Source organism: Actinoplanes sp. HUAS TT8 (genome assembly GCF_051380535.1).
Lineage (GTDB): Bacteria > Actinomycetota > Actinomycetes > Mycobacteriales > Micromonosporaceae > Actinoplanes.
In genome coordinates, this window is the sequence record NZ_CP195646.1 from 302,757 (window position 1) to 326,463 (window position 23,707).

18 protein-coding genes and 4 pseudogenes are annotated in these 23,707 nt (G+C 65.7%); 15 read left to right on the top strand and 7 right to left on the bottom strand.

The window, feature by feature from the left end; all coding sequences use genetic code 11:
• Window positions 1-258 precede the first annotated feature (258 nt).
• Both ACSHV8_RS01300 and ACSHV8_RS01305 read left to right on the top strand, forming a co-directional pair.
• Window positions 259-1,616 (top strand): annotated as a pseudogene (locus ACSHV8_RS01300) (putative bifunctional diguanylate cyclase/phosphodiesterase).
• A gap of 382 nt (window positions 1,617-1,998) precedes the next feature.
• Window positions 1,999-4,278 (top strand): putative bifunctional diguanylate cyclase/phosphodiesterase, encoded by a 2,280-nt coding sequence (locus ACSHV8_RS01305; RefSeq protein ID WP_436528542.1) that lies wholly within the window; start codon window positions 1,999-2,001, stop codon window positions 4,276-4,278.
• 99 nt (window positions 4,279-4,377) lie between these two features.
• Here the strand turns inward: ACSHV8_RS01305 and ACSHV8_RS01310 are convergent, their stop codons facing one another.
• The gene (locus tag ACSHV8_RS01310; RefSeq protein WP_436528544.1) at window positions 4,378-4,980 is read right to left on the bottom strand and encodes a hypothetical protein; all 603 of its coding nucleotides are present in this window, start codon (window positions 4,978-4,980) and stop codon (window positions 4,378-4,380) included.
• A gap of 431 nt (window positions 4,981-5,411) precedes the next feature.
• Between ACSHV8_RS01310 and ACSHV8_RS01315 the strand changes: the two genes are divergently transcribed.
• Window positions 5,412-6,320: a pentapeptide repeat-containing protein gene (locus ACSHV8_RS01315; RefSeq protein WP_436528546.1), complete on the top strand. Its 909-nt coding sequence runs from the start codon at window positions 5,412-5,414 to the stop codon at window positions 6,318-6,320.
• Window positions 6,321-6,973: 653 nt separating this feature from the next.
• On the opposite strand, the gene ACSHV8_RS01320 is transcribed toward ACSHV8_RS01315, so the two are convergent.
• The 5 genes from ACSHV8_RS01320 to ACSHV8_RS01340 all read right to left on the bottom strand — a co-directional run bounded on the left by ACSHV8_RS01320 (window position 6,974) and on the right by ACSHV8_RS01340 (window position 9,993).
• Complete coding sequence (locus ACSHV8_RS01320; RefSeq protein ID WP_436528547.1) at window positions 6,974-7,393, bottom strand: YkvA family protein; 420 nt, start codon at window positions 7,391-7,393, stop codon at window positions 6,974-6,976.
• 53 nt (window positions 7,394-7,446) lie between these two features.
• Entirely contained in the window at window positions 7,447-7,758 is a 312-nt protein-coding gene (locus ACSHV8_RS01325) for a hypothetical protein (RefSeq protein ID WP_436528549.1), read from the bottom strand.
• Window positions 7,759-7,869: 111 nt separating this feature from the next.
• Window positions 7,870-8,247 (bottom strand): hypothetical protein, encoded by a 378-nt coding sequence (locus ACSHV8_RS01330; protein WP_436528551.1) that lies wholly within the window; start codon window positions 8,245-8,247, stop codon window positions 7,870-7,872.
• A complete protein-coding gene (locus ACSHV8_RS01335; RefSeq protein WP_436528553.1) occupies window positions 8,244-8,726 on the bottom strand; it encodes a hypothetical protein in 483 nt (160 codons plus the stop codon). The genes ACSHV8_RS01330 and ACSHV8_RS01335 overlap by 4 nt, the downstream gene beginning before the upstream one ends.
• 148 nt (window positions 8,727-8,874) lie before the next feature.
• Window positions 8,875-9,993: an IS630 family transposase gene (locus tag ACSHV8_RS01340; protein WP_436528555.1), complete on the bottom strand. Its 1,119-nt coding sequence runs from the start codon at window positions 9,991-9,993 to the stop codon at window positions 8,875-8,877.
• On the opposite strand from ACSHV8_RS01340, the gene ACSHV8_RS01345 reads away from it, so the two are divergent.
• The 8 genes and pseudogenes from ACSHV8_RS01345 (at window position 9,881) to ACSHV8_RS01380 (ending at window position 20,011) form a co-directional block, all read left to right on the top strand.
• On the top strand, window positions 9,881-12,763 hold the full coding sequence (locus ACSHV8_RS01345) for a putative Ig domain-containing protein (protein ID WP_436536651.1): 2,883 nt from the start codon (window positions 9,881-9,883) through the stop codon (window positions 12,761-12,763). The genes ACSHV8_RS01340 and ACSHV8_RS01345 overlap by 113 nt on opposite strands.
• Before the next feature lie 61 nt (window positions 12,764-12,824).
• Window positions 12,825-13,943 carry an IS630 family transposase gene (locus ACSHV8_RS01350; protein WP_436528555.1) on the top strand — a complete coding sequence of 373 codons (1,119 nt, stop codon included), beginning with the start codon at window positions 12,825-12,827 and terminating at the stop codon, window positions 13,941-13,943.
• A gap of 13 nt (window positions 13,944-13,956) precedes the next feature.
• Complete coding sequence (locus ACSHV8_RS01355) at window positions 13,957-17,034, top strand: DddA-like double-stranded DNA deaminase toxin (RefSeq protein WP_436528557.1); 3,078 nt, start codon at window positions 13,957-13,959, stop codon at window positions 17,032-17,034.
• A 40-nt stretch (window positions 17,035-17,074) separates the two neighbouring features.
• Complete coding sequence (locus ACSHV8_RS01360) at window positions 17,075-17,623, top strand: Imm1 family immunity protein (RefSeq protein WP_436528559.1); 549 nt, start codon at window positions 17,075-17,077, stop codon at window positions 17,621-17,623.
• Between the two features lie 648 nt (window positions 17,624-18,271).
• Window positions 18,272-18,911: pseudogene (locus ACSHV8_RS01365) on the top strand (IS6 family transposase).
• 55 nt (window positions 18,912-18,966) lie between these two features.
• Window positions 18,967-19,122, top strand: a pseudogene (locus ACSHV8_RS01370) (transposase); the annotation flags it as partial.
• A 79-nt stretch (window positions 19,123-19,201) separates the two neighbouring features.
• Window positions 19,202-19,738 (top strand): annotated as a pseudogene (locus ACSHV8_RS01375) (ATP-binding protein); the annotation flags it as partial.
• 36 nt (window positions 19,739-19,774) lie between these two features.
• Window positions 19,775-20,011: a hypothetical protein gene (locus ACSHV8_RS01380; protein ID WP_436528561.1), complete on the top strand. Its 237-nt coding sequence runs from the start codon at window positions 19,775-19,777 to the stop codon at window positions 20,009-20,011.
• 17 nt (window positions 20,012-20,028) lie between these two features.
• On the opposite strand, the gene ACSHV8_RS01385 is transcribed toward ACSHV8_RS01380, so the two are convergent.
• Window positions 20,029-20,370, bottom strand: a complete 342-nt coding sequence (locus ACSHV8_RS01385) for an ArsR/SmtB family transcription factor (RefSeq protein ID WP_436528562.1) — start codon at window positions 20,368-20,370, stop codon at window positions 20,029-20,031.
• 114 nt (window positions 20,371-20,484) lie between these two features.
• On the opposite strand from ACSHV8_RS01385, the gene ACSHV8_RS01390 reads away from it, so the two are divergent.
• The 4 genes from ACSHV8_RS01390 (at window position 20,485) to ACSHV8_RS01405 (ending at window position 23,506) form a co-directional block, all read left to right on the top strand.
• Window positions 20,485-21,594, top strand: a complete 1,110-nt coding sequence (locus tag ACSHV8_RS01390; RefSeq protein WP_436528564.1) for an alkene reductase — start codon at window positions 20,485-20,487, stop codon at window positions 21,592-21,594.
• A gap of 332 nt (window positions 21,595-21,926) precedes the next feature.
• A complete protein-coding gene (locus ACSHV8_RS01395; RefSeq protein ID WP_436528566.1) occupies window positions 21,927-22,664 on the top strand; it encodes a hypothetical protein in 738 nt (245 codons plus the stop codon).
• Complete coding sequence (locus ACSHV8_RS01400; RefSeq protein WP_436528568.1) at window positions 22,654-23,211, top strand: hypothetical protein; 558 nt, start codon at window positions 22,654-22,656, stop codon at window positions 23,209-23,211. The genes ACSHV8_RS01395 and ACSHV8_RS01400 overlap by 11 nt, the downstream gene beginning before the upstream one ends.
• Window positions 23,212-23,275: 64 nt before the next feature.
• On the top strand, window positions 23,276-23,506 hold the full coding sequence (locus ACSHV8_RS01405) for a hypothetical protein (protein ID WP_436528569.1): 231 nt from the start codon (window positions 23,276-23,278) through the stop codon (window positions 23,504-23,506).
• Window positions 23,507-23,707: the final 201 nt, after the last annotated feature.

Here is a 23,707-nt window from a genome sequence, read left to right on the forward strand (position 1 = left end):
GCCGACGGTGTCCTGAGCACCCGGCACACCGGCGTGCTGTTCGGCATGACAGCAGCGAACCTGCTGATGACGCTCGCTGCGATCCTGACCGTCACCGGCAGCGGAACCTCTTTTCACACCCGGGCCAGCCGGCCGCCCGCCTGGGCCACCCACCTGCCGATGGCCGCGATGCTCGTCGGCTGCCTGCTCATGCTGACCGTCACCCTGCTCGAAGGGCAACTCCTGACCTGGGGCGGCCTGGTCTGCGCGCTGATCGTGATGACCTGCGCCGCCGGCCTGCGCCAACTCATCTCGCTGCGGCAGAGCCGCGACCAGCTCACCACCGACGCCCTGACCGGCCTGGCCAACCGCGCCGGCCTCGACGAAGCCCTCGACCGCGCCTTCAAACGCGGCGAACCGGCCGCGCTGCTGCTCATCGACCTCGACGGTTTCAAACTCGTCAACGACGCCTACGGCCACGCCGCCGGCGACACGTTCCTGATCCACGTCGCGCATCATTTGCGTGCCGCGACCCGCAGCGCCGACGTGTGCGCCCGCATCGGCGGCGACGAATTCGCGGTCCTGCTGCACGACACCGAGGACCGGCATCGGGCGATTGCCGCGGCCGCACGCATCCTGGCCGCCGGCACCGAACACCCGGCCAGCATCGCCGACGACCAGATCCCCGTACGGGCCAGCATCGGCATCGCCCTGGCCGAACCCGACCGCAAAACCCTGCTCCGGAACGCCGACACCGCCATGTACCACAGCAAACGCGCCGGCAGCCACAGCTACGCCTGCTACGACCCGTCAATGATCGACCACCGCACCGACGACGCCGTCCTGGCCGAGGACCTGCAACACGCCCTCGACCGCGGCGAACTGCACGTGCTCTACCAGCCGCAAATCGACCTGCACACCGGCCGGGCGATCGCCGCCGAAGCCCTGCTGCGCTGGCATCACCCTGTCCGTGGCCTCATCCGCCGAACCAGTTCATCCCCATCGCCGAACGCTCCGCAGCGATCAACACCATCGGACTCTGGGTCCTGCAACAAGCACTACAGCAGCTCACAGACCTCCCGCAGCCGGCCGCCGGAGAACAGCCCCTGCACGTCAGCGTCAACGTCTCCCCACGCCAACTGCGCGAACCAGAAATCGTTGACGACATCCTGAACGTCATCGACCGTGCCGGCGCCGACCCGACCCGACTCGTCCTCGAGGTCACCGAATCCGCGCTGGTCGACGAAACCAGCGGCATCACCGCCCTACGCGCCCTGCGTGAACACGGCATCCGCATCGCCATCGACGACTTCGGCACCGGCTACTCATCCCTGCAGTACCTCACCCGGCTGCCCGTCGACATCCTCAAGATCGACCGCAGCTTCGTCGCCGAACTGAACGACACCCCCGAAGGCTCCGCAGTCGCCGACGCCGTCATCCGCCTCGCCCACGTCCTACACCTGGACACCGTCGCCGAAGGCATCGAAACCAGCCAACAGGCCACCGAACTACGCGCACTCGGCTGCACCACAGGACAGGGCTACCTCTACGCCAAACCACTGACCGCCGACGCCTTCACCCAATTCGTCACGACAACCGCAGAAACCCTGCACACCAGCCGATCAGCGCAGCAGTAACGACCGACTGCAAAACCGGGCGACAAGCACTTTCTGCCGCACCGACACCGGTGAGCACGCTGTGACACGACCAGGACCGGCGGGCGAGATTATCGGCGAACGGGCAGCGAACCCGGATCGTCTACGCAGTTCATCTCGATAGTCTCTCCCGGCGTGACAGCGGGCAGGGCCGCCGTGGTGGCAAAAGTCAACGACGATGCTGGATAGGCGCGGGCCGCTCCGCGCACTGAGCGGCCTGATCTTCAGCGGACTCGTGTCAGCCATCCCTGTTCGGCGATACACGGCGGTGCATTAGTGCCGTCGCTGACGGCTTCCTCAAATGTGGCCCGGCGGTGCCGATGAACTGTCGTGCTGCCCGCCGGGCAGGCTGAAGGGAGAGCCGGTGGGCAGGTCCGTGCTCGTGCGCCGTACCCGTGCGGTGGCATTTTTGCTGGGACTGCTCGTCCTCTTGCTGAGTGTGGTGACCAGTGTGCTGAGCGCCCGGCAACGGCAGGTCTCGGCTCAGGACAGCACGCTGGATGTGACTCTGGGACACCAGGTCGAGGCGTTGGAGAACTACTTCGAGCGGGCCCGGGCAATCGACGCCGTGCTCGCCGCCAACCCCGCGTTCACCGACTTCTACCAGGCGCCGGGCACGAACCGGCAGAAGATCGCAGCGGGCGGCCCGTTGCTCACGCGGGTCAACGACGCTCTCGCGTACCTGGAAAAGTTGTTCCCCGGCAGGATCGGTGAGGCCTGTTTCATCGACAGCAACGGCTCGGAGATCGCCCGGGTCGTCAACGGGGTGCCCGCCGCGGCGGCCGACCTGTCCCAAAACGAGACGACCAACGCGTTCTTCGCCCCGACGCTGGCGCTCGACCCCGGACAGGTCTACCAGGCCCGAGAGTACGAGTCGCAGGACACCCACAACGCGGTCATCTCGAACTCCACCACGGTGAAAGCCGGCGGGCACACCGGCATCGTGCACTACGAGATCGCCCTGGACAGCTTCCGGATGCGTACCGGCTCCGGTGACGTCACCGCCTCGATCATCGACGCGAACAGCGACAAGGTACTGGTCGACAGCCGCGCCACCGCGATCGGTGACGACGACCCACTGACTCAGGTCACAGCGGCCGGTGCGGACGGGGGCGTCACAACCATCGGCGGGCGCCGGGTCGCCTTTCAGAGGGTGCTGGCGACTGCCGGCAACGCCAACGACTGGTACGTCGCGGTATCGGCACCGGCGTTCGGGCTCGGCTGGACCCGTGGCCTCAGCCTCGGCTCGCTCGCCCTGCTCGCCGGCGCCCTGATCACCTTGCTGGTATCGGGAGTCAGCGGCTGGACCTACCGCCGAGCGGTACGCCGTGCCGCCACGCATGATCGGCTCACCGGGCTGGCCAACCGTGCCCTGCTGACCGAGCGCACCGAATCGGCCTTGCGCAGTGGCCAGCCTGTCGCACTGCTGATGCTCGACTTGCAGAACTTCAAGGACGTCAACGACGTGCTCGGCCAGCACCACGGCGACCTGCTGCTCAACCAAATCGCCGGCCGGCTCTCTGCGGCAACCCCGTCCGGCGCCACGGTCGCCCGCGTCGGCGCGGACGACTTCGCGATCCTGTTGCCCGGCCACGACATCAACCAGGCACACGTCCAGGCCGCGCGGCTGCTCACCGACCTGCGCCGCGGGTACCTGCTCGACGGGATCAGCCTCGACATCGATGTCAACCTCGGCATGGCCGCTGGCCCCATCCACGGCACGGACGCCGAGACACTGCTGCGCCACGCGGACACCGCGATGCATCTGGCCGAGCAGCACGGCAGCGAGGTGGGGGAGTACGACCCGGCCGAGGACACCGGTGCGCCCCGCCGGTTGGAGCTGCTCGGTGACCTGCGCCGGGCGATCGAGGCCGACGACCAGATCAGCCTGCACTACCAGCCCAAGATCGACCTGCGCGACGGGCGGATCAGCGGGGTGGAGGCGCTGATCCGCTGGCAGCACCCGCAGCGAGGGCTGATGCCGCCGGACTCGTTCATCCCGATGGCCGAGACGACCAGCCTCATCCGCCCGCTGACCAGCCATGTGCTGGGCATCGCCGTACGGCAGGCCAAGGCGTGGCAGCAGGCCGGCCGGCCGATCCCGGTCGCGGTCAACCTGTCCACCCGCTGCCTGCAGGATCCGGGTTTCGCCGATCAGGTCCTCAGCCTGCTCGACCACGTCGGTCTACCAGCCGGCCTGCTGGAACTCGAGATCACGGAAAGCATGGTGATGACCGACCCCGAGCGCGCGCTGACCATTCTGCACGCCCTGCGCGCCGGCGGAATCCGACTGTCCATCGATGACTTCGGCACCGGGCACTCCTCGATGGCCTACCTGCGTCGCCTACCGGTCGACGAACTCAAGATCGATCGCTCGTTCGTCCAGGAGATGACCAGCAGCCACGGCGACTCCGTGCTCGTGCGCACCGCGATCAGCCTCGGTCACAACCTCGGCCTGTCCGTGGTCGCCGAGGGCATCGAGGACCAGCGGACCGCCGACGCCCTGCGCGACCTGGGCTGTGACGTCGCGCAGGGATACCACTTCGCCCGTCCGATGCCTGCCGGTGACCTCGGCCTCTGGATGATCGAGTACCACGGCGTCGCTGACCGTCGGCAGCACGGCGAACCCAAACTTGCGGTCTGAGCACCGCGCTGCGATCGCCTCCGCTGGCAGCGACTCGATACGGGTATAAGCAAGGGAAAGTTGGCGCGCTACACCGGGCAGGTCCTCAAACGCACGCTGTCAACGGGTGGCACCGCCAAGACCACCTGGCAGACCTACGGTTACGAGCGCGGTACCGGCCGGATAACGCTCGGGAGAATCTGAATAAAGGTGGGCGCCGATCAGAGCGAGGATGGCGTGCCGCACTTGCTGTTCCCCGCGGGCCGCCTGGTCGGCGGTCGAATCGCTGGCCGAGGGCGGGTCCGTGGCCGCGGAGACCGCGGACTCCCGGCGCGGAGGTGAGAGACGCAGATAGCGGACGGCGCGCCGGGCGGGAGACTGAGGTGCGCGGGCAGATTGCTTGGCCGGCGCGGTGTCGGGCGATGCCGGGGCCGGATCGGTGGGCGGGATGTAGGGCTTGCGCAGGTAGGCGCAGAGCACGTCGATGCAGGTCTGCCGGCCGATGATCCAGTCGTCGGCGAGGCCGGCCATGGCGTACACCCCGGCTAGGCGGACCGCGGCCTTGTCCGAGCCGAGCTGCTCGGCCGCCTTGCCAAACCGCTCACTGAACAGCTTGGTGTTCTCGCGTCGCTCGGCCGCTTCGGCGTGTCCCTGTTTGCGGTAGGCGACGGTCAGCGCGACCACCCCGCCGATCCCGGCCACCACTGCCAGCGCGATCTTCACGGCCTCAAAGGTGTTCTGCACACCCCAGACCGGCACGCCGCCCGGTCCGGCTGTACCAGCCAGGTCAGGGCGACCCAGCAACGACCCGAGTCCTAGACCCGCCGCGGCGGCGACCCCGGCGGCGAGCAGCAGCCCGCCCGCTCCCTACGAGGCAGAGCCGCCTTAACGCCTGGATATTGACCTTTTGAGCAGTACTCGGCTGAGCGAGCGTGTGCAATGAGCGGATGTCGAATCTGCGCATGCGTTGGGCGGCGGCCCGACGAGTCCGGGCTTCAGCCCATGGCACAGCTGCTAGGCCGGCCCGCGCCAACCCTCGACGCCGGCGCCCGGATGCCGCGATGGCTCCCCTGATCCGGCCTCGTCTCCGCGCCGCTGGTCGTACGAGCTCTGATTGGCGTGCGACTACGACCACGATCGGAGGCATCCTGTCGGTGCTGTTGGTCGCGGCGGGCCTGTTCTACACCAATGACGCCAACCGCAAACAACAGCAGCTCGGCCTCGAACAGCAGAAGCTCGCCCTACAGGGGCAGATCGCGGACCGGTTCACCGCCGCGATCGATCAACTCGGCCAGGAAGATCAGAAGAAGCAGGACAAACTTTCCATCCGCCTGGGCGGCATCTACGCCTTGCAACGGCTGATGATCGACTCTCCAGCTGACCAACCAGCGGTGGTCCAGGTGCTGTGCGCCTTCGTGCGCGCCCACGCCTCCTCCAAGCCGGACTCGTTGCCCGCAGTAGCACGCCCGGCGCCAACCGATGTCCGCGCCGCGGTAACAGTCCTCAGCCATCGACCCCATCCGAGCCAATACCCACTGGATTTTTCCACCGTCCTGCTCGGACTGGAAGACGCGGAGCTGAGCAGCGCGGACCTGACCGGCGTGGACCTTCGCGGCGTGGACCTGACCGGCGCGGACCTAAACGGCGCGGACCTGACCGGCGCGGACCTGACCGCCGCGGACCTGCGCCTCGCGGACCTGACCGGCGCCCGCCTGACTCGCGCGAACCTGCACGGCGCGATCTTGATCGGCGCGGACCTGACACGCACGGACTTAGCCAACGCGGACCTAAGCGTTGCGGACCTGACCGGCGCGAACCTGAACGGCACGGACCTGACCGGCGCGGACCTGCGCCTCGCGGACCTGAACCGCGCGCGCCTGCCCAACGCGGACCTGACCGGCGCGGACCTGACCGGCGCGGACCTGACCGGCGCGAACCTGGCCGAAACGAATCTGACCGAAGTGCAGGGCTTATCCCCAGCACAGCTGAGCTCCACAACGTTCACCAATACGGCCCGGCTACCTGCTGACCTACAACGGCCCGCACCGTCTCCCGTTCGATAACAGACGCTCAACACAGCCCGGCCCGTCGCCGAGCCACACACCGCCGGCGGTTCTTCGCCCGGCACCGGTGTCTGATCTTGCCCGCGCGGCGGGGTAGCCCGACCGGGTCGCCCGAGGGCAGATGGCCGGGTGCGAACGTGTCGGCGGCAGTCCGGCAGCGAAAGTAGGTGCGGCTGGTGGCGCAGCAGTTCCCGGCGATGCTGCCGACCATGTCGGGGTATCGGCGGCGGAACTCGGTAGCCTGTCTCCCGGCAGCTCCGCTGTGACGGACGACCCTCCGGAGAGCTGACCAGTCACGAACCTGTCGCCGCCGGATATGATCTTGTCGTCGCGCTGGACACGATCCTGTCGCCGAACATCAGTACGTCGGAACAGTGGCATCAACCTGTCGGCATTCAGGGACACGAACCTGTCACCCGCCCGGACACGAACTTGTGGTTGCTCAGGACACCAACCTGTCGCTCAACAGTCCGTGCGCCCCACCTGTGCGTTCCCCGGCTGAGCCGGATGCTGCTCTCAGGCCCTGGTGAGACTTCTCAGCACGATGTCAGCGCTGGGTCCTCACCAGGGTGTCAGCGCTTTTCTCATCTCTGACACGGGCTGGCTTCGTGGTGATGGGGGGCCGAGAATGGGCCAGTCGCCGGTGGCGGTGTTCAAGACTCAGACCGGATGCCGGCTGCGCGTAGGACCGCGGCGAGCCCGGTTGGGGTGCCAGGCCAGTGTTTATGCAGTGCTTGTGGCCCGGCGCGGCGGGCGACTGACCGCAGTGCCAGCGCGACGATGATCGCGTCGTCGGCGTAGCCGATGACGGGGATGAAGTCGGGGATCAGGTCGATCGGTACGACCAGGTACGCCAGCAGCAGCCAGAGCCGCACCCGCACGCTGCGGGGCAGCCCGGTATCGCCGGCCAGTCGCTTGAGCAGGCGCAGCAGGTCCGGCAGCAGCCGCAGCATCTCGATGAGAGCGGGGCGTTCGTACCGGCGACCTGCCAGCAGCAACGCGGCGATCAGCGCCAGCCACACCACGGCCAGGCCGATCCCGGCTCCGATCACGATCTTCCAGACGGTATCCATCAGGACCCGACCCTACGGAGCGGTGCTTGCCTCGACCGGGTGTTGGTCCCCGGTTACAGCCTCCAGCCGGCGTTCCAGCCGGGGAACTTCGTGGCCATGACGGTGAACTCGAGTTCGAGGGTGTCGGCTGCCGCCGCGGCGGCGAGCATGGCGGTGTACTCAGGGTCGGGGGAATAGAGCGTCCATCGGCGGCCGCGGGTGTCGAGGACGAACAGCAGCCCCCACGCGGCCGGGGTGGTGCCGGCGAGCGCGACCAGGCGCTCGGGGTTCTTCAGGTAGTTGTGTCTGATCAGGCCGTGCCCGGTGATGGTGAGCGGGAACCGGGGTGTGCCGGGTGGCCAGGCCCAGTGTCTCAGGCGTGCCACGGCGCCGTCACCGGCCGGTCGTGGTGAGCAGGAACGGCAACATCAGGTATTCAAGTTGTCCGAATACCTGTGCGGCGACCACAGCTCGCCCCGGACCGGCCGGCCGTGCGGTTACTGCGGATCGGCGGTTTGCCACGGATGAACGAATTGCTCTGGCCGAAGGCCCCAAGCCTGCAGAGCTTCGGTGAGCGCGCTCTCGCCGATGACAGAGGTGGCCTTCACGAGGAGCGCGCCGATGTCGTAGTCGAAGCCGTCGATCCGGTCGGCGGCGTAGTCCCAGTGCTTCAACTGGAAGGTGCGCTCGCGATCAGCTCGGGTCCAGCCCTCGCGGCTGGCGTTCTGGTCATCGGGGGTGGCGACGGGGCGAATATCGACGAAGGCTCGCCTGCCTGGTCCGGATGCGGCCACCTCGGTGACCAACCGTCGTCCCAGGCGCAGTGCGGTCAGCTTGTCGGTCGGCCATAGCGACGGCTCGTTTGCGGTGCTCATGCGGGCATCAGGCGGTTCAGGATGGTCCGGGCCAGGGCGTCGAGTCGGATTTGCAGGTCGTTGTCGGCGCGTCCACCGAGCTCGTCTTCCAGGCGCTCGGCCAGTGCGGCGACCGCCGGGAGCAGGTCGTGCAGCGGGCTGCCCTCATGTCCCACCACGTATAGACGGTGGGTTCCCACCTCGGCGGGGATGCTGCGGTCGAGGATGCGCTCGCAGGTGTCGGCCGCGATCAGCTCCACCGCAGTCGCCAGGTCTGGTTCTGCGAGGCCGAGTTCGGCGGTGACCGCCGCCAGGCGCCGGTTCGCGTCATGCGCCGGCAGCGTCCGAGCCGACTCCGCCGCGAGCGCCACCACGGCGTCGCCGTTGACGCCGGCCACCAGCAGGTCGCAGGCCAGCATCACGGCGTGATGAGGTTCGGTGTCGTAGAGAAGTGCCCGGGCCTGTTCGGCCCGGAGCCGGCGAAGAAGGCTGTCGTCCACGGGCCGAGACTAGTGCGTTGCTATGACTGAGCTCTCGCGGTCGATGCACCACTGCCAGCGCGCTGTCGTCTGCTGACCTCGGCCGCGTAGCGAGCCCAGTCTCCGGCCGCTAGTGCGTTGTCCACGAACGTTCACCGGGTCTGAGTCGTCAGGCGGCCTTGTTTCGGGGCCTGCCCCAGCGTTGCTGGCGTTCGCTGCGGACTCGGGCTCGTTCGCGGCGTTGGGCTGCAAGCACGTCGGGGTGGCGGGCGTTGGCGTTGCGCCAGCGCAAGTATTTGTGCAGCTTGTGGGCCAGGACGGTGTGGTTCGGGTGGTTCGAGTTCGCCATCGTGAACATGCGTAGCGGCCCGAACTGCGCCTCGATGGGGTTCGCCCAGGACGCGCTGGTCGGGGTCAGGCACAACTCGACCTTGTTCCGGGCCGCCCAGGCCCGGATCGCCGGGGTCTTGTTCGCTGACAGGTTGTCCAGGATGACGTAGATCGGGGCGCCGTCCGGCCGCGTCCTGCGGATCGATTTCAGCGCGGACAGGGTGTGATCTGCGCCTTTGCGTCGCCGGTTGATACCCCAGAGCTGGTCGTCGCCGAGGCTGTAGCAGCCGTGGAAGTAGCGGATGCCGTGCGTGCGGTGATACGTCGCCGGCAGCCGGTCTGGGTGCGACTGCGGCGCCCAGCCGCGGCCGTGGTGCGGGCGGATCGACAGCGGCCCGAACTGGTCGAACGCGAAACACCGGGTCGGGAACTTGCTGGTGACTTCCTCGATCCGGTCGAGTTTGGCGTCGAAGTCCGGGTCCTTCGACTCCTTCCAGGTCCGGGTCCGCTGCCAGCTGACCTCGTTACGGCGCAGGATCTGCCGCAGCCGTTCCCGTCCCACGGCCACCGTCCGGTCGGCGTCGGTAGCCAGGTAGTCGGCGAGTTTGCGCAGGCTCCAGCAGGTGAAAGGCCGCCCGAGCGTACTCGGGCGGGCCTTGGCCGTCGCGACGATGAACGCCTCATCGTCGTCACTGATCCGGCGGGGACGGCCTCCCGCCCACTGAGGGTCCAAAGCGCGTAAGCCGATCTCGTTGAACGAGTGGATCACGTCACGGACGGTGTCCTCATGTCCGGCGATCAGGCTCGCGATCGCCGGGACGGGCGTCCCGGACGCCGACGCCATGATGATCAGCGCCCGGCGCACCCGGACCGAGTCGTGCTTGCCTCTGCGGACTAGTTGTTGCAGCTTGCGGCCTTCTTCTTGCGTCAACCGCCGTGCCCTGACCGGCTCGGCCAACCCGCCACCCCACTCTCAACGACCGATATCACCGCCGTTGAGAGTGAGCCTTGGCCGGCAACTACCGGCGGACGTGCACCGGTGTGTCGCCGACCCGGCAAACGTTCGTGGACAACGCACTAGCGGCGGCACGAGCCCGTATACCTGGACCGCGACTGGTCTGCCCAACGGAATGACTGTCACCAGCGGCGGCGTGCTCTCCGGCACCCCGACCATCGCAGGCGCCGCTCGAGTGACCGTCACTGTTACCGACAGTGCCGGGCGCACCAGCAACGTCTCCTTCACCGTCACGGTCAAGGCCCCGGTGGCGGTCACCAACCCCGGTGAGCAGAGCAGCACCGTCGGCATCGCGACGCAACTCGCCCTGGCCGCCACCGGGGGCGATGGCACCTACACCTGGAAGGCCGACGGCCTGCCTGCCGGCCTGGCCCTTGACACCGCGACCGGTGTCATCTCCGGCACCCCGACCGCGGCAGCGACCGGCACCGTCAAGATCACCGCGACCGATCCCTCCGGCACCGCGGGGATTTTCAACCTCTCCTGGACGGTCGTCGCCCCCGCGAGTCTGACCAATCCCGGCACCGTGCAGGGCACCCTCGGCATCGAGGTATCCCAGCAACTGGCTGTCACGGGTGGTAAGGCCCCGTACGCCTGGAAGGCCGACGGCCTGCCCGCCGGTCTGTCCCTCGCCCCGGGCACCGGCCTGATCAGCGGCACCCCCTCGCGTGGGACCAGTGCGAACGTCACCGTCACCGTCACCGACGCGCTGAAGAACACCAGCACGATGACCTTCTCCTTCATCGTCGTGGCCCCCGCGCTGACCCTGTCCACGCCCACCCCAGGCACCACCGACCAAGGCCAGGCGATCCCGGCCCTGTCGATCACCGTGGCCGAGTCCGCCGGGCCGCTGACCTGGACCGCCGATGGCCTGCCCGACGGCCTGGCGATCGACCGCACGACCGGTGTCATCACCGGCACCGCCCGCACGGCCGGAACCTTCACCGTCACCATCGCCGCCGTCAGCGACAACGGGCGCGCCGGCAGCACCTCATTCCCCTGGAAGATCTACGCCGGCCCGAGCACCGGATCCGCCATGGATTCCGGCACTGTTGCTGGGCTTGGTGCGGATGTGAGCAGTGGTGGTGTGGCCGTGCTCGGTGGCTATGCGTACACGTTCGTCGGTTACAGGGTCGTGCGGTACAGCGTTGCTGGTGGTAAGAGCGCTGTGGCGGAGACTGTTGCTGGTAGCGATGGTTATGGCTGTGTTGATGCTGGTAGTGGCGGTCAGGCGCGGTTCTATGGGAACGCCCGGGTCATCGGCACCGACGGATCGTTGATCTACGTCGTTGACTTCAGCTGTGGCGTTCGCGCGGTCAACCCGGTCGGTGGCGCTACTCGGTCGATCAACGCACCGTTCTCGGCGGGTTCGACCATCGCTGGGCACTTCCTGTACACCTCGGACACCTACGGCCGGATCTCGCGTTACGACCTGCAGTCCGGTCAGGCCACCCGCGTGTTCGAGGGCGTCGAGATCTACGGCGTTCTCGCCGCCGATAACAGCTACCTGTGGGGCTTGAACAACAACGACCTCAAGCTCTACCGCCTCTCGCTGGACGGGTCCGCGCCGGTCAAGACGTTCCCGCTGCCTGCCGGTGGGATCACCACCGCCCGCTCGGCCGGGGACTACGTGTACTACACCGACAACCGGAACCTGCTCAGCCGGATCAGCAAGACCGACGGCAGCCTGCAGGTGGTCGCGGGCGACGGTGCCCACGACGATGACCTGCTCTACAACACCACCGGCATCGCCACCGACGGCACCTACCTCAACACCGCCGGCGAACACGGCCTCGCCAAACTCACCAACACTCCCCGCGTCTACGAGGAGCCTGCCAGCCGCGCAGCGGTGAACTTCGGCGACGTCCGCCCGGTCGGTGCGGATGTGACCAGTGGTGGTGTGGCCGTGATCGGCGGCTATGCGTACACGTTCGTCGGCTACAAAGTCGTGCGATACCAGGTTGCCAAGGGCAAGAACGCCGCTGCCGAGCCGGTTGCTGGTAGCGACGGCTACGGCTGTGTTGATGCTGGTAGCGGTAGTGGGGCACGGTTCTACGGCAACGCCCGCGTCATCGGCACCGACGGTTCGCTGCTCTACGTCGTCGACTTCAGCTGTGGTGTCCGCGCGGTCAACCCGAACAGCGGCGCCACCCGCACAGTTCCCGCACCATTCTCGGCGGGCTCGACCATCGCTGGGCACCTCCTGTACACCTCGGACACCTACGGCCGGATCTGGCGCTACGACCTGCAATCGGGCCAGAACACCCGCATGTTCGACGGCGTCGTCGACATGTACGGCGTCCTCGCCGCCGACAACACCTACCTGTGGGGCTTGAACAACAACGACAACAAGCTCTACCAGCTACCCCTTGACGGCAGCACCGTGGTCAAGACGTTCCCGTTGCCCGCAGGCGGGATCACCACCGCTCGCTCAGCGGGGGAGTACATCTACTACACCGACAACCGCAACCTACTCAACCGCATCAGCAAAACCGGCGGCACCCTGCAGATCGTTGCCGGTGAAGGTGCCCACGACGACAACCTGCTCTACAACACCACCGCCATCGCCACCGACGGCACCTACCTCTACACCGCCGGCGAACACGGCCTCGCCAAACTGGCCTCCGTCCCGCGGACCTTCGCTGCACCGGCTAGTGCGTTGTCCACGAACGTTTGCCGGGTCGGCGACACACCGGTGCACGTCCGCCGGTAGTTGCCGGCCAAGGCTCACTCTCAACGGCGGTGATATCGGTCGTTGAGAGTGGGGTGGCGGGTTGGCCGAGCCGGTCAGGGCACGGCGGTTGACGCAAGAAGAAGGCCGCAAGCTGCAACAACTAGTCCGCAGAGGCAAGCACGACTCGGTCCGGGTGCGCCGGGCGCTGATCATCATGGCGTCGGCGTCCGGGACGCCCGTCCCGGCGATCGCGAGCCTGATCGCCGGACATGAGGACACCGTCCGTGACGTGATCCACTCGTTCAACGAGATCGGCTTACGCGCTTTGGACCCTCAGTGGGCGGGAGGCCGTCCCCGCCGGATCAGTGACGACGATGAGGCGTTCATCGTCGCGACGGCCAAGGCCCGCCCGAGTACGCTCGGGCGGCCTTTCACCTGCTGGAGCCTGCGCAAACTCGCCGACTACCTGGCTACCGACGCCGACCGGACGGTGGCCGTGGGACGGGAACGGCTGCGGCAGATCCTGCGCCGTAACGAGGTCAGCTGGCAGCGGACCCGGACCTGGAAGGAGTCGAAGGACCCGGACTTCGACGCCAAACTCGACCGGATCGAGGAAGTCACCAGCAAGTTCCCGACCCGGTGTTTCGCGTTCGACCAGTTCGGGCCGCTGTCGATCCGCCCGCACCACGGCCGCGGCTGGGCGCCGCAGTCGCACCCAGACCGGCTGCCGGCGACGTATCACCGCACGCACGGCATCCGCTACTTCCACGGCTGCTACAGCCTCGGCGACGACCAGCTCTGGGGTATCAACCGGCGACGCAAAGGCGCAGATCACACCCTGTCCGCGCTGAAATCGATCCGCAGGACGCGGCCGGACGGCGCCCCGATCTACGTCATCCTGGACAACCTGTCAGCGAACAAGACCCCGGCGATCCGGGCCTGGGCGGCCCGGAACAAGGTCGAGTTGTGCCTGACCCCGACCAGCGCGTCCTGGGCGAACCCCATCGAGGCGCAGTTCGGGCCGCTACGCATGTTCACGATGGCGAACTCGAACCACCCGAACCACACCGTCCTGGCCCACAAGCTGCACAAATACTTGCGCTGGCGCAACGCCAACGCCCGCCACCCCGACGTGCTTGCAGCCCAACGCCGCGAACGAGCCCGAGTCCGCAGCGAACGCCAGCAACGCTGGGGCAGGCCCCGAAACAAGGCCGCCTGACGACTCAGACCCGGTGAACGTTCGTGGACAACGCACTAGGGAGCCGATCCTGGACTCCGGCAAGGTCGGCCGGTTCGGTCCCGAGAACCGCTGGGCCACGGGTGTGACCGTAGTCGACGGCTACGCCTATACCGGGATGGATAACAAGCTCGTCCGGTACAAGATCGCCGACGGTGCAGGGGCTACAGCAGAGGCGATCGCCGGAGGCGGCGGCTCGGGGTGTGCCGATGCTAACGCCTACGCTGGCGACCAGGCCCGCTTCTACAACGTGAATGTCATCGGCAACGACGGCCATTTGATCTTCGTCACCGACCCCTCCTGTGGACTGCGTGAAGTCAATCCCGAAACTGGCTCCACCCGGACAATCTCAGCTCCGGTCAGCACCCGCAGTGCAATCGTCCGTAACTACGTTTACAGCGCTGACAGCAACGGCCGGATTTGGCGTTATGACCTGCAGTCGGGCCAACCCACCCGGATGTTCGACGACGTGGTCATGTATGGAGCCTTGGCCGCAGATGACAACTACCTGTGGGGCTTCAACGCCGACGGCAAGCTCTACCGCCTCTCTTTGCATGGTTCCGCCAACCCCACAACGTTCTCGATACCAGCAACCACGGCTCTCACAGCGCTATCCGTTGGCGATTTCGTCTACTTCGTAGACGCTCAGTACCTGCTCCGCCGCATTAGTAAGACCGACGGAAGCCTGCAAATTGTCGCCGGCGACGGCGCCCACCGCGACGAACTGCTCTACAACACCATGGCCATCGCCTCTGACGGCACCAACCTCTACACTGCTGGCGAACGCGGGCTGTACGTCATCACTCCCAGCACCCGGGAATACCTCGATCCCGTAGCCCCTGGCGCCGGTCCAGACCTGGAGCCGGGCTCAATGCAGAAGTCGGTGACCAGCTTCGCCGGCAACCGGTCAGGTGTCACCGTCATCGGCTGGTATGCCTTCACCGCCTCTGGAACGACGGTGTCGAGGACCAACATCTACACCGGTGAAACCATCGTGCTCGCTGGCGGCAGCGCCGGCTGCAGCGACGCGAGCACCGGTGAGCAGGCGACCTTCTACGACGCCTCGGTTATCGGAAACGACGGCAGCCTGGTCTACGTCTTCGACTCCTCGTGTGGCCTGCGTGCCGTGAACCCGTATACCGGATCGACGCGGAGTCTGCGAGCCCCGGCAAACCAGCGTTCCTCGATCGGAGGGAAATACCTCTACACCATCGACGCGGCGAACACTCTGAACCAGTACGGCCTGGAGAGTGGCGTCACCAACACCGTCATGCGCAACCTTCCCTCAGGTGCCCTAATGGCTACCAGCGGTTCAGTTGTCTGGGTCGTAAGCGACCGGACGCTCACCTCGGTGATGGTCGAAGACACCAAAGGCAAGCAGGTTGAGCGCTATGTCGGCGCCCTCGGAACCATCAAGGAGAATCTCACCTATCGGGTTGTCGGGTCGTCTATGACCTATGCCGACAGCGCGCTGTATGTCATGACGGAAACGCGGACATCAGGCGATTCTCAATCAACACCCGCGACAGTCGTTCAGCAATCCGCCCGGATCGACGTGGACGACGCCACGATGAAGGTCTTCGGCAACCCGTTATCCGGTACCGCAGTTGGTTTCTCCGTAACGAAAAAAGATGTATTCGTTCTCGCTCAGGAGAGCGGTTCGACCAGCCTTGTACGAATCCACGACGGCAGTGAGACCGATCCGACATTCCAGGAGGACCTAAGCTACTACATCGACGAAGATACGAAGTTTATCCCGGTTACGCATGGCGAGGATGCCTTTTATTTCCGTGGCACGCAGCTCCTCTGGTGGGATCCTGAAACGGGCCGGTGTACGGCGGGATGTCAGGGCATCAAGGTTCTGGCGAAGGAGCTCGCCAGTCGCCCGATTGATTCCAAATGGGATGACTTCAAATGCTCTGTCGGCTTCGGCACCTGCAATGCTGAAGACTACGAGAAGGCCATTGTTCTCAATCGTGTCGACGATCAGCAGATCTACGATCACGACGGTGACCTTCGAGAAGACCGGAAGGAGTACGTAGCAAAGGTCGACTGTGAGCAAATGGCGTCCAGTCCCGACTACTGCGATGACCCCGACACCCTCAAGAAAATCGTTTCGGATGCCGAGACGATCTATGACATCGGCCAATCGGTGTGGGATTTCCTCAAGAAGCGAGGAGGTCTGCGCGAGACCAGCTGCGTCAATAGCTTCCGCGCCGGCACCCAGGTGCTCATGGCTGACGGCACCAGTACCGCGATCGAGGACATCCGCCCAGGGCAACAGGTGCTGGCGGGCGATCCCATGAGCCATGCAGCAGTTGCTGAGCCCGTGACGATGGTCCACGTCAATACCGACACGGAACTGACCGACATCACCCTGGCCGACGGGTCCGAGATCCACACCACCGCACACCACCCGTTCTGGACGCCCGAGCAAGAAAGCTGGACTGACGCGCAAGATCTTGCCGCAGGCGCGATTCTGAGCAGTGTCCGTGGTACTGCCACCGTGAACTCAGTGATCAACTCCACCGGCAGCATGACCATTTACAACCTGACCGTCGCCCGTATGCACACCTACTACGTGATGGCTGGCGATCGTCCGATCCTGGTGCACAACAGTGACTGTGATGCTTTCGGTGAAGTCGCTGACGAGTTGCCCGTGCGCCCGAACGACACCGGGCCAACAAGTGGGCAGGTTGTCGAATCGGTCGACGGTAAGGTTCAGAAGGTTGGAGATGTGATCAAGAGCGGCACCTATGACCCTGAGTTGAACGACTTTCTTTGGAATTCCCCGGATGTTCCAAACCCTGGCACTCGTCCCAGTAATGGAAATCCCGCCGTTCATTTCGCCGCTGATCATGTCGAAACCAAGGTGGCGTGGGCCATGCGTAAGCGTGGTATCACGGACGCCAAGCTGGTGATCAATAACAGACGAGGTTTGTGCGAACCTGCGTTTGGTTGTGAGAATGCAGTTCCGGCGGTTCTTCCCAGGGGAAGTACTTTGACGGTTTACTGGCGCGATGTGTCGGGTGTGATGCGATCCGTGAAGCTGGAAGGTATCGGCCCGAAGTAGACTAAGCGCAAGCTGCCATGATGGCAGGAAGGGGCGTCGAATGTTTCTCAAGATGTCGCTGGGCAAGGAAGAAGCATACGGAGATACGGCGGAGGAGGTTGCCCACCTCGCATCGGAGGTGCTTGGTGGGGCGGGGTCGGCGAGTAGCCCCGGGGAAGTCGCGTGGCCTCACTCGGCGGCATCTCTGTCCTTTATCGATGCTCGCAATGGTGAGCAAGATAAGTTTCCGCACAACTTCCTATTCGTGTCAGTTAATACAGCTACCGGTTTCGGTGCTCTGATCTGGTGCGTGACAGATCGAAGTGGAAAAAAGGGGGGAGCGTATGATCATGTTTGGATTTCCAACAACCCGAATCCTCCGGCATCTGATCCTCAGGTCGTAGTCGAATCAACCGCCATGTCGTTCCATTCCCCGCGGAGTTGCTTGCCTATCGAGCAGCTGCGAACGGTAGTCGAGGAATTCTGTGTTGCGGGAACTGGCGACCGGCCTGAAGGCATTGATTGGGTGCAAGGCCATTTGAACGGCTGGCGAGCTGACGGCCCGCCGCTTGAGCAAATGGTTGACCGAAATTCCGATCCGTGGGCATGAAATTTTCAGGTTATGCCCTCAGCCTTTTCAGCGGCTATTGGCTGAATTGGAGGTCGCGGCGCGATGGTCACCAAGAGTTGAAGAGATCTTCGCTATCTGACGCTGCGACCAAATGCCAGCAGGGCGCGGCTTGATACTGAACTGGTAGCCGCCGTATGTCCAACAATGGATTGCCCCGGCCCATAGGGGCCGGGGCAATCCGTGTGAATCCACCACGCTAATGGCATCAACCTGCCCAGTGAGCCGGGGCGCCCATTAGTCGGCTTCCCTCCGTCTCTACGTTGCGATACTGTTCCGGGAACTATCTAAAAGCAGCCGGTCAGGCCTCAAATTATCGCCCGTGGTGATCACAGAGCCATGTCCAACCTCGGCCACTGGGCGGGTTTCAGTCAGGAGGCTCGCAGATCAGGTCGGCGAGGTCGCGTAGCCTGCGGTAATAGTCGGCCTCGACGGGGTTGGCGAGGAGCGGCAAGACATGGTTGAGACTGCTGAGGCAGGGGCTCTGTTGCGTTGAGCGATCGGGTGTCCGCCGTGGGGCCTCGCCAGGCGTTCGGGCACAGTTGATTGGTGAGGTCTGCCGTTCGGTCGCGTTCGTGGTCTGCTCCGTCGTCCGCGTTCTCCGGGTTCCGGTTCCCGACCGAGGTGATCATGGTGGCGGTGCGCTGGTACCTGCGCTACAACCTGTCGTACCGCGATGTCGAGGAACTGCTCGCCGAACGCGGTATCGAGGTTGATCACGTTACGGTGTATCGGTGGGTGCAGCGGTTCACGCCGCTGCTGGCCGACGCGGCCCGGTTCACCCGGCGCGTTCCAGGTGACCGCTGGTTCGTGGACGAGACGTATGTGAAGGTCGCCGGGGTAATGGCGGTACGTGTACCGGGCGATCGATCAGTACGGGCAGTTCATCGACGTTCCGGTGTCTGCGCGCCGCGACGCGGTCGCGGCCCGAAGGTTCTTCACCCGGGCCATGAAGGCGTTGGGGACGGTGCCGGTCGAGGTGGTGACCGACGCCGCAACGGTCTACCCGGCGGTGCTCGCCGACCTGGTCCCGGCAGCGTGGCATCACGTCGAGCAGTATGCGAACAATCCGGTCGAGGCCGATCACAGCCGACTGAAACAGCGACTCCGGCCGATGCGCGGGTTACGCACCGACCGGACCGCCCAGACCGTGACCGCCGGGCACGCCTTCGTCCAGAATCTTCGCCGCGGACTCTACGAGATCGCCACCGCAACCCCAGCCCGGCTACGCCTGGCCGCCGCGTTCACCGAACTCGCCACCGCGATCTGACCCGGCGGCCGGGCCAGGCCGAACACGTCTCCCAGCCGAACAACGCAACAGCGCCCTCGACCGGGACCGTGACGCCGTCGACGCCGCCGTCACGCTGCCCCACCACAACGGAACGACCGAAGGCGTCAACACCAAAACCAAGCTACTCAAACGCCAAATATATGGAAGAGCAGGCTTCGCACTGCTCCGCCACCGCATTCTGCTCGGCTGACACCTCACCCACCGTCACCACCGAAAGTGAGACAGAGCCGTTTTCTTGACACTCCCGACGTTGTTGGGCGTTCGACTTCGCAGCCAACCCGAGCGTTGACCCCGCGGTCGTTCACACTCTGGGCAGCTGCGACTGGGTGAAGAAGGGCCTACCGCTCTGCCTCATCGGTGATTCCGGCACCGGCAAGTCCCATCTGCTGATCGCCCTGGGCACCGAGGCGGCGATGGCCGGGTTCCGGGTCCGCTACGTCCTGGCGACCAAGCTGGTCAACGAACTGGTCGAGGCCGCCGACGAAAAGCAGCTCGCCAAGACGATCGCCCGTTACGGCCGTGTCGACCTTTTGTGTATTGACGAACTCGGCTATATGGAGCTGGATCGTCGCGGTGCCGAGCTGCTGTTTCAGGTGCTCACCGAACGGGAGGAGAAAGCGTCGGTCGCGATCGCCTCGAACGAGGCGTTCTCCGGCTGGACCAAGACGTTCACCGACCCGCGGCTCTGCGCCGCGATCGTCGACCGGATCACCTTCGGTGGCAACATCATCGAGACCGGCACCGACTCCTACCGTCTCGCGCAGACCCGTGCCCGCACCGAACAAATCACCCGCACGACCACGTGATCCTGCAGCGGGGTCTCCCAGCGGCGGAGGAAGGTCATGGACTCCAGTGATTCCGGCAGTGATCTGCTGCCGTTGTTGCTCGAGGTCTGCGAGGACCTCTTCGTTCATGCCGGCCAGGCGGCCCGCGACGAACTCGACGACCTACTGCACGCGCGGGGCATCAAAGGCGGTCGCGGCTGGCTCATTGACATGCTCGCGCTGACCCGCCGACGTCTACAAACCCGCCCCCAAAGCGGGGAGTCACGCGCCGACGAGCCTGAACGACATCGTTGAGCTGCTGAGACCTGTGTTCACGCGGGGAGCTGAAGCGTCCCGCGGCCGGCTTCTTTCACGATGAGGTCGATCAGGCCGGGGAAACGCAGGTCGAGTTCTTCCTTGCGCAGCACGTTCTCGCGCCGGACGCCGATGTCGCTCTGGTGGATGATGCCGGCCTCACGCAGGACCCGGAAGTGGCGGGTGAGCACCGAGGCGGTGCGGTCGCGGTAGAAGCCGCCGCAGCTGAGCCCTGGGCTGTTGATCAGCCGGATGACCATGTCGAGGCGGAGCGGGTCGGACAGTGCGCTGAGCACCGTGAGCAGGTCGACGTCCTCCAGGTCGGGGTGAGCGAGCGGGGACGGGGTGCGGCTGGCCATGAGATCCAGAGTACCGCCGATCACTTCATGTACGCGTTTGCGCGTACATGAGATACGGTTCGGGGCCGGGTGAGATTCACTCCCCGCACCCCTCAACCATGCAGAAGGAACGCCATGCCTGACACCCCCTCAACGGACATTTCGACCTCCGGGCTGTTCGAGCCGACCACCTTCGGCAAGATCGAACTCGCCAATCGGATCGTCATGGCCCCCCTCACCCGGATGCGCTCCGGCGAAGCCGGTATCCCCGGCGACCTGCTCGTCGAGTACTACCGGCAGCGCGCCACCGTCGGCATGATCACCACCGAGGGCACCTACCCCAGCTTCGACTCGCAGTCCTACGCCGGGCAGCCCGGTATCGCCAGCGACGAGCAGGCCGCCGGCTGGGCCAGGGTTGCCCAGGCCGTGCACGCCGAGGGCGGCACGATCGTCATGCAGATCATGCACGGCGGCCGCACCAGCCACCCCGCACTCAACGGCGGCCGCCGGGTGCTCGCGCCCAGCGCGATCGCCGTCACCGGCGAGCTCTACACCGGCAGCGAGAAAATGCCCTACGCAGTGCCGGAGGCCATGACCGCCGAGGAGATCACGGCCTCTGTCGCCGACCATGTTGCTGCGGCCCGCCGCGCGATCGACGCCGGACTCGACGGCGTGGAGATCCACTCCGCCAACGGCTACCTGCTGCACCAGTTCCTCGCCCCCGGCTCCAACGAACGCACCGACGAATACGGCGGCACACCCGAACAGCGCGCCCGGTACGTCGTCGAGGTCGTCACCGCCGTCGCCGAAGCCGTCGGCGCTGACCGGGTCGGCCTGCGCATCTCCCCGGCCCACGGCATCCAGGACGCCCACGAACCCGACCACGACGACGTGCTCGCCACCTACGGCCACCTGCTCGACCAGCTGCGCCCGCTCGGCCTGGCCTACCTGTCCGTCCTCTACGCCGAGCCCGCCGGCGACCTCGTCCAGGAGCTCCAGCAGCGCTTCGGCGGCAAACTCGTCGTCAACGGCGGCTTCATGGCCCCCGCGATCACCGCCGAAGGCGCCGCGAAGCTGCTCGCAGCCCCGTTCGTCGACGCCGTGGCCGTCGGGCGCGCGGTCCTCGCCAACCCCGACCTGGTCGCCCGCTGGCAGGGCGGCCACCCCGAGAACGAAGCCCGCCCCGAACTGTTCTACGCCCACACCGCCGAGGGCTACACCGACTACCCGACCCTCACCAACTGACCCTCGCAACAACAACCCAAAGGCACCGAGATCCCGGGCACCGGCCGACCCCACCCCACGCCCGGGGTCTCGGCAACTATCCGAACAGATCAACACCCGAGCCAAGACCTGAGCCACGGAGCGGCTCTCAAACTCGGGAACATTGATCAAGCCAAACAGCCCTCATCCGGCTCTACAACTGACGAACAAGCGGCTCCCGTCGTCGCGGACAGAATCAACCCCGCCCGGTCATGGTCATCGCAGCTCACTTGGGCCTGACCAGCCTGGCGGATGGACCTGCGGGGCGTGGTGACGGCCTCGCAGGATGGTCCGGTTACCAAAGGTTGGAAGCCATGCAGCAGCGGGCGCGGCCAGCAGGCGCCGTGCGCTCGAGGTGGAAACGCACCCGCAGCGCCGTCACCGCTTATGTCATCCTGGAGCGCATGAATGGCGCGAGCAGCGACTCCGGCGCCCTGGCCGATCAGCGCGAGCAGCAAGTCTTACGTCTGTTCGACGCACACAGGCGAACGCTGCAACTAAGGGCAGCTACTCGCTGCCCCCACGACGAGCGGCTCCTAGCCGGGGTTTGCCGGCTCCCCGACGGGCTGTGGGCCTGGCACGCAGGAAGCCGCCTCGCGCCCCAAGCGAGCCGGATCGAGATCAGCTCATGGCATCTCGACCGCTACGCCATCGAGGAAATTACCCCAGAACTCCATGACGAGGGACAGCAACTTGCCGACGAACTACTGCGAACCAATCCGCGGTACGAAACGCCGGCAACGGTGCTCCGAATAGATGTCTGCGCAGACGGCGCCATCCGGCCAGGACCATGGCGCGGCAGCCGCTACGCACTGCAGTTCTTCGCAGGCGGCCTCCCTCTGCTCGCATCCACCACGTGCAAGTGTCGCCGCAGCTACCAAGTGCAGATGCTGGCGCTCGTGCATGCTGGCGTGAGCGCAGATCTGAATGCCATGCCACGCACGCGGCATGTGGAGGCTCTGCCCATCACCCGCGTCAAAGGACCCAGCCCGGTCAGATCGGCTTACCGCTTCACCGACCAGGGAGTGCAGGTAGACCTTGATGGACCGTGACACCGACGTCCTAGCTTCGATCGCCCGTCACGCCCGACAGCTGACCCGGATGACCGAAACACGCTGCCACAAGGACGGCCGACTGCTGGGCGCCACCTACAAACTGCCCGACGGCACCTGGCTCTGGTCAGCCGGACACCGCCAACTACCCCAACTCGCACGTTCAGAAGCCGCGGCCATCTACCTCGACGCCATCGAGGACTGCACCACTGACGAGAAACGACAGGCCTGTTACGACGGAGCAAGCGAAGCGCTGGCCTCGGACGTGAGACCACGAGCACACCACAAAGTCGCCAAGATAGAAATCGCTGGGACCGGCGGTTGGAGGTTCGCCCGCCCCTTCGCCATCTCCACGGTAAGCGGGCCAAACTTCTGCGTTACCGACGTCTCGTGCGGCTGCCGACGGCAGTATCTTCTGAACATCGACGCCCTCGTCCAAGCCTCTACCGCCTGGCAAAAAAACAAAGGACAACCGATCCACGTCGCGCCGCTGCCGGCTGACCTACCAGAGCAAGAAGTCCAACGTTTGCTACGATCGCACTCATAGGCTCGAGCGTGCTTCGCCGCCCCCGTGAGATGAGCACCGGGACTTACCCAAATAGGGGATAGTCTTGCCTGCCCTCATCCCGCTGGCCATCGTCGCGCTCATGACGATCGCACCCGTCGTAGCCTTTCTCATCATCGCCGCGATGTCCCTCAAGGACACCAAACCGGCAGAGCGCCCCAAGATCCTCAAGGAGCTGTCCGCAATGATCGCCTGGCGTAGCCGGCAGCAGGTCAGTAGCCCTCAGCAGGTCACAAGCCAGAGACGCCGACGGCGGCCACAGCCCCCGAACAACTAGGTCAGACCCTGCCGCGATGCCTGGCCGCCGACTATCAAATCGGCGGCCAGGCCACCGCCATATGAGGTGGACTTGGCGAGCCCCAAATGAAATGGGGGATACCAGGTCTTTACCTCTCTCGTTGCAAGCCACGCTGCGCACGTTTGTGATTACGGCGCCGTTCTCGCATTCTCAGCATATGGACCAGTAATTGCCGGCGAT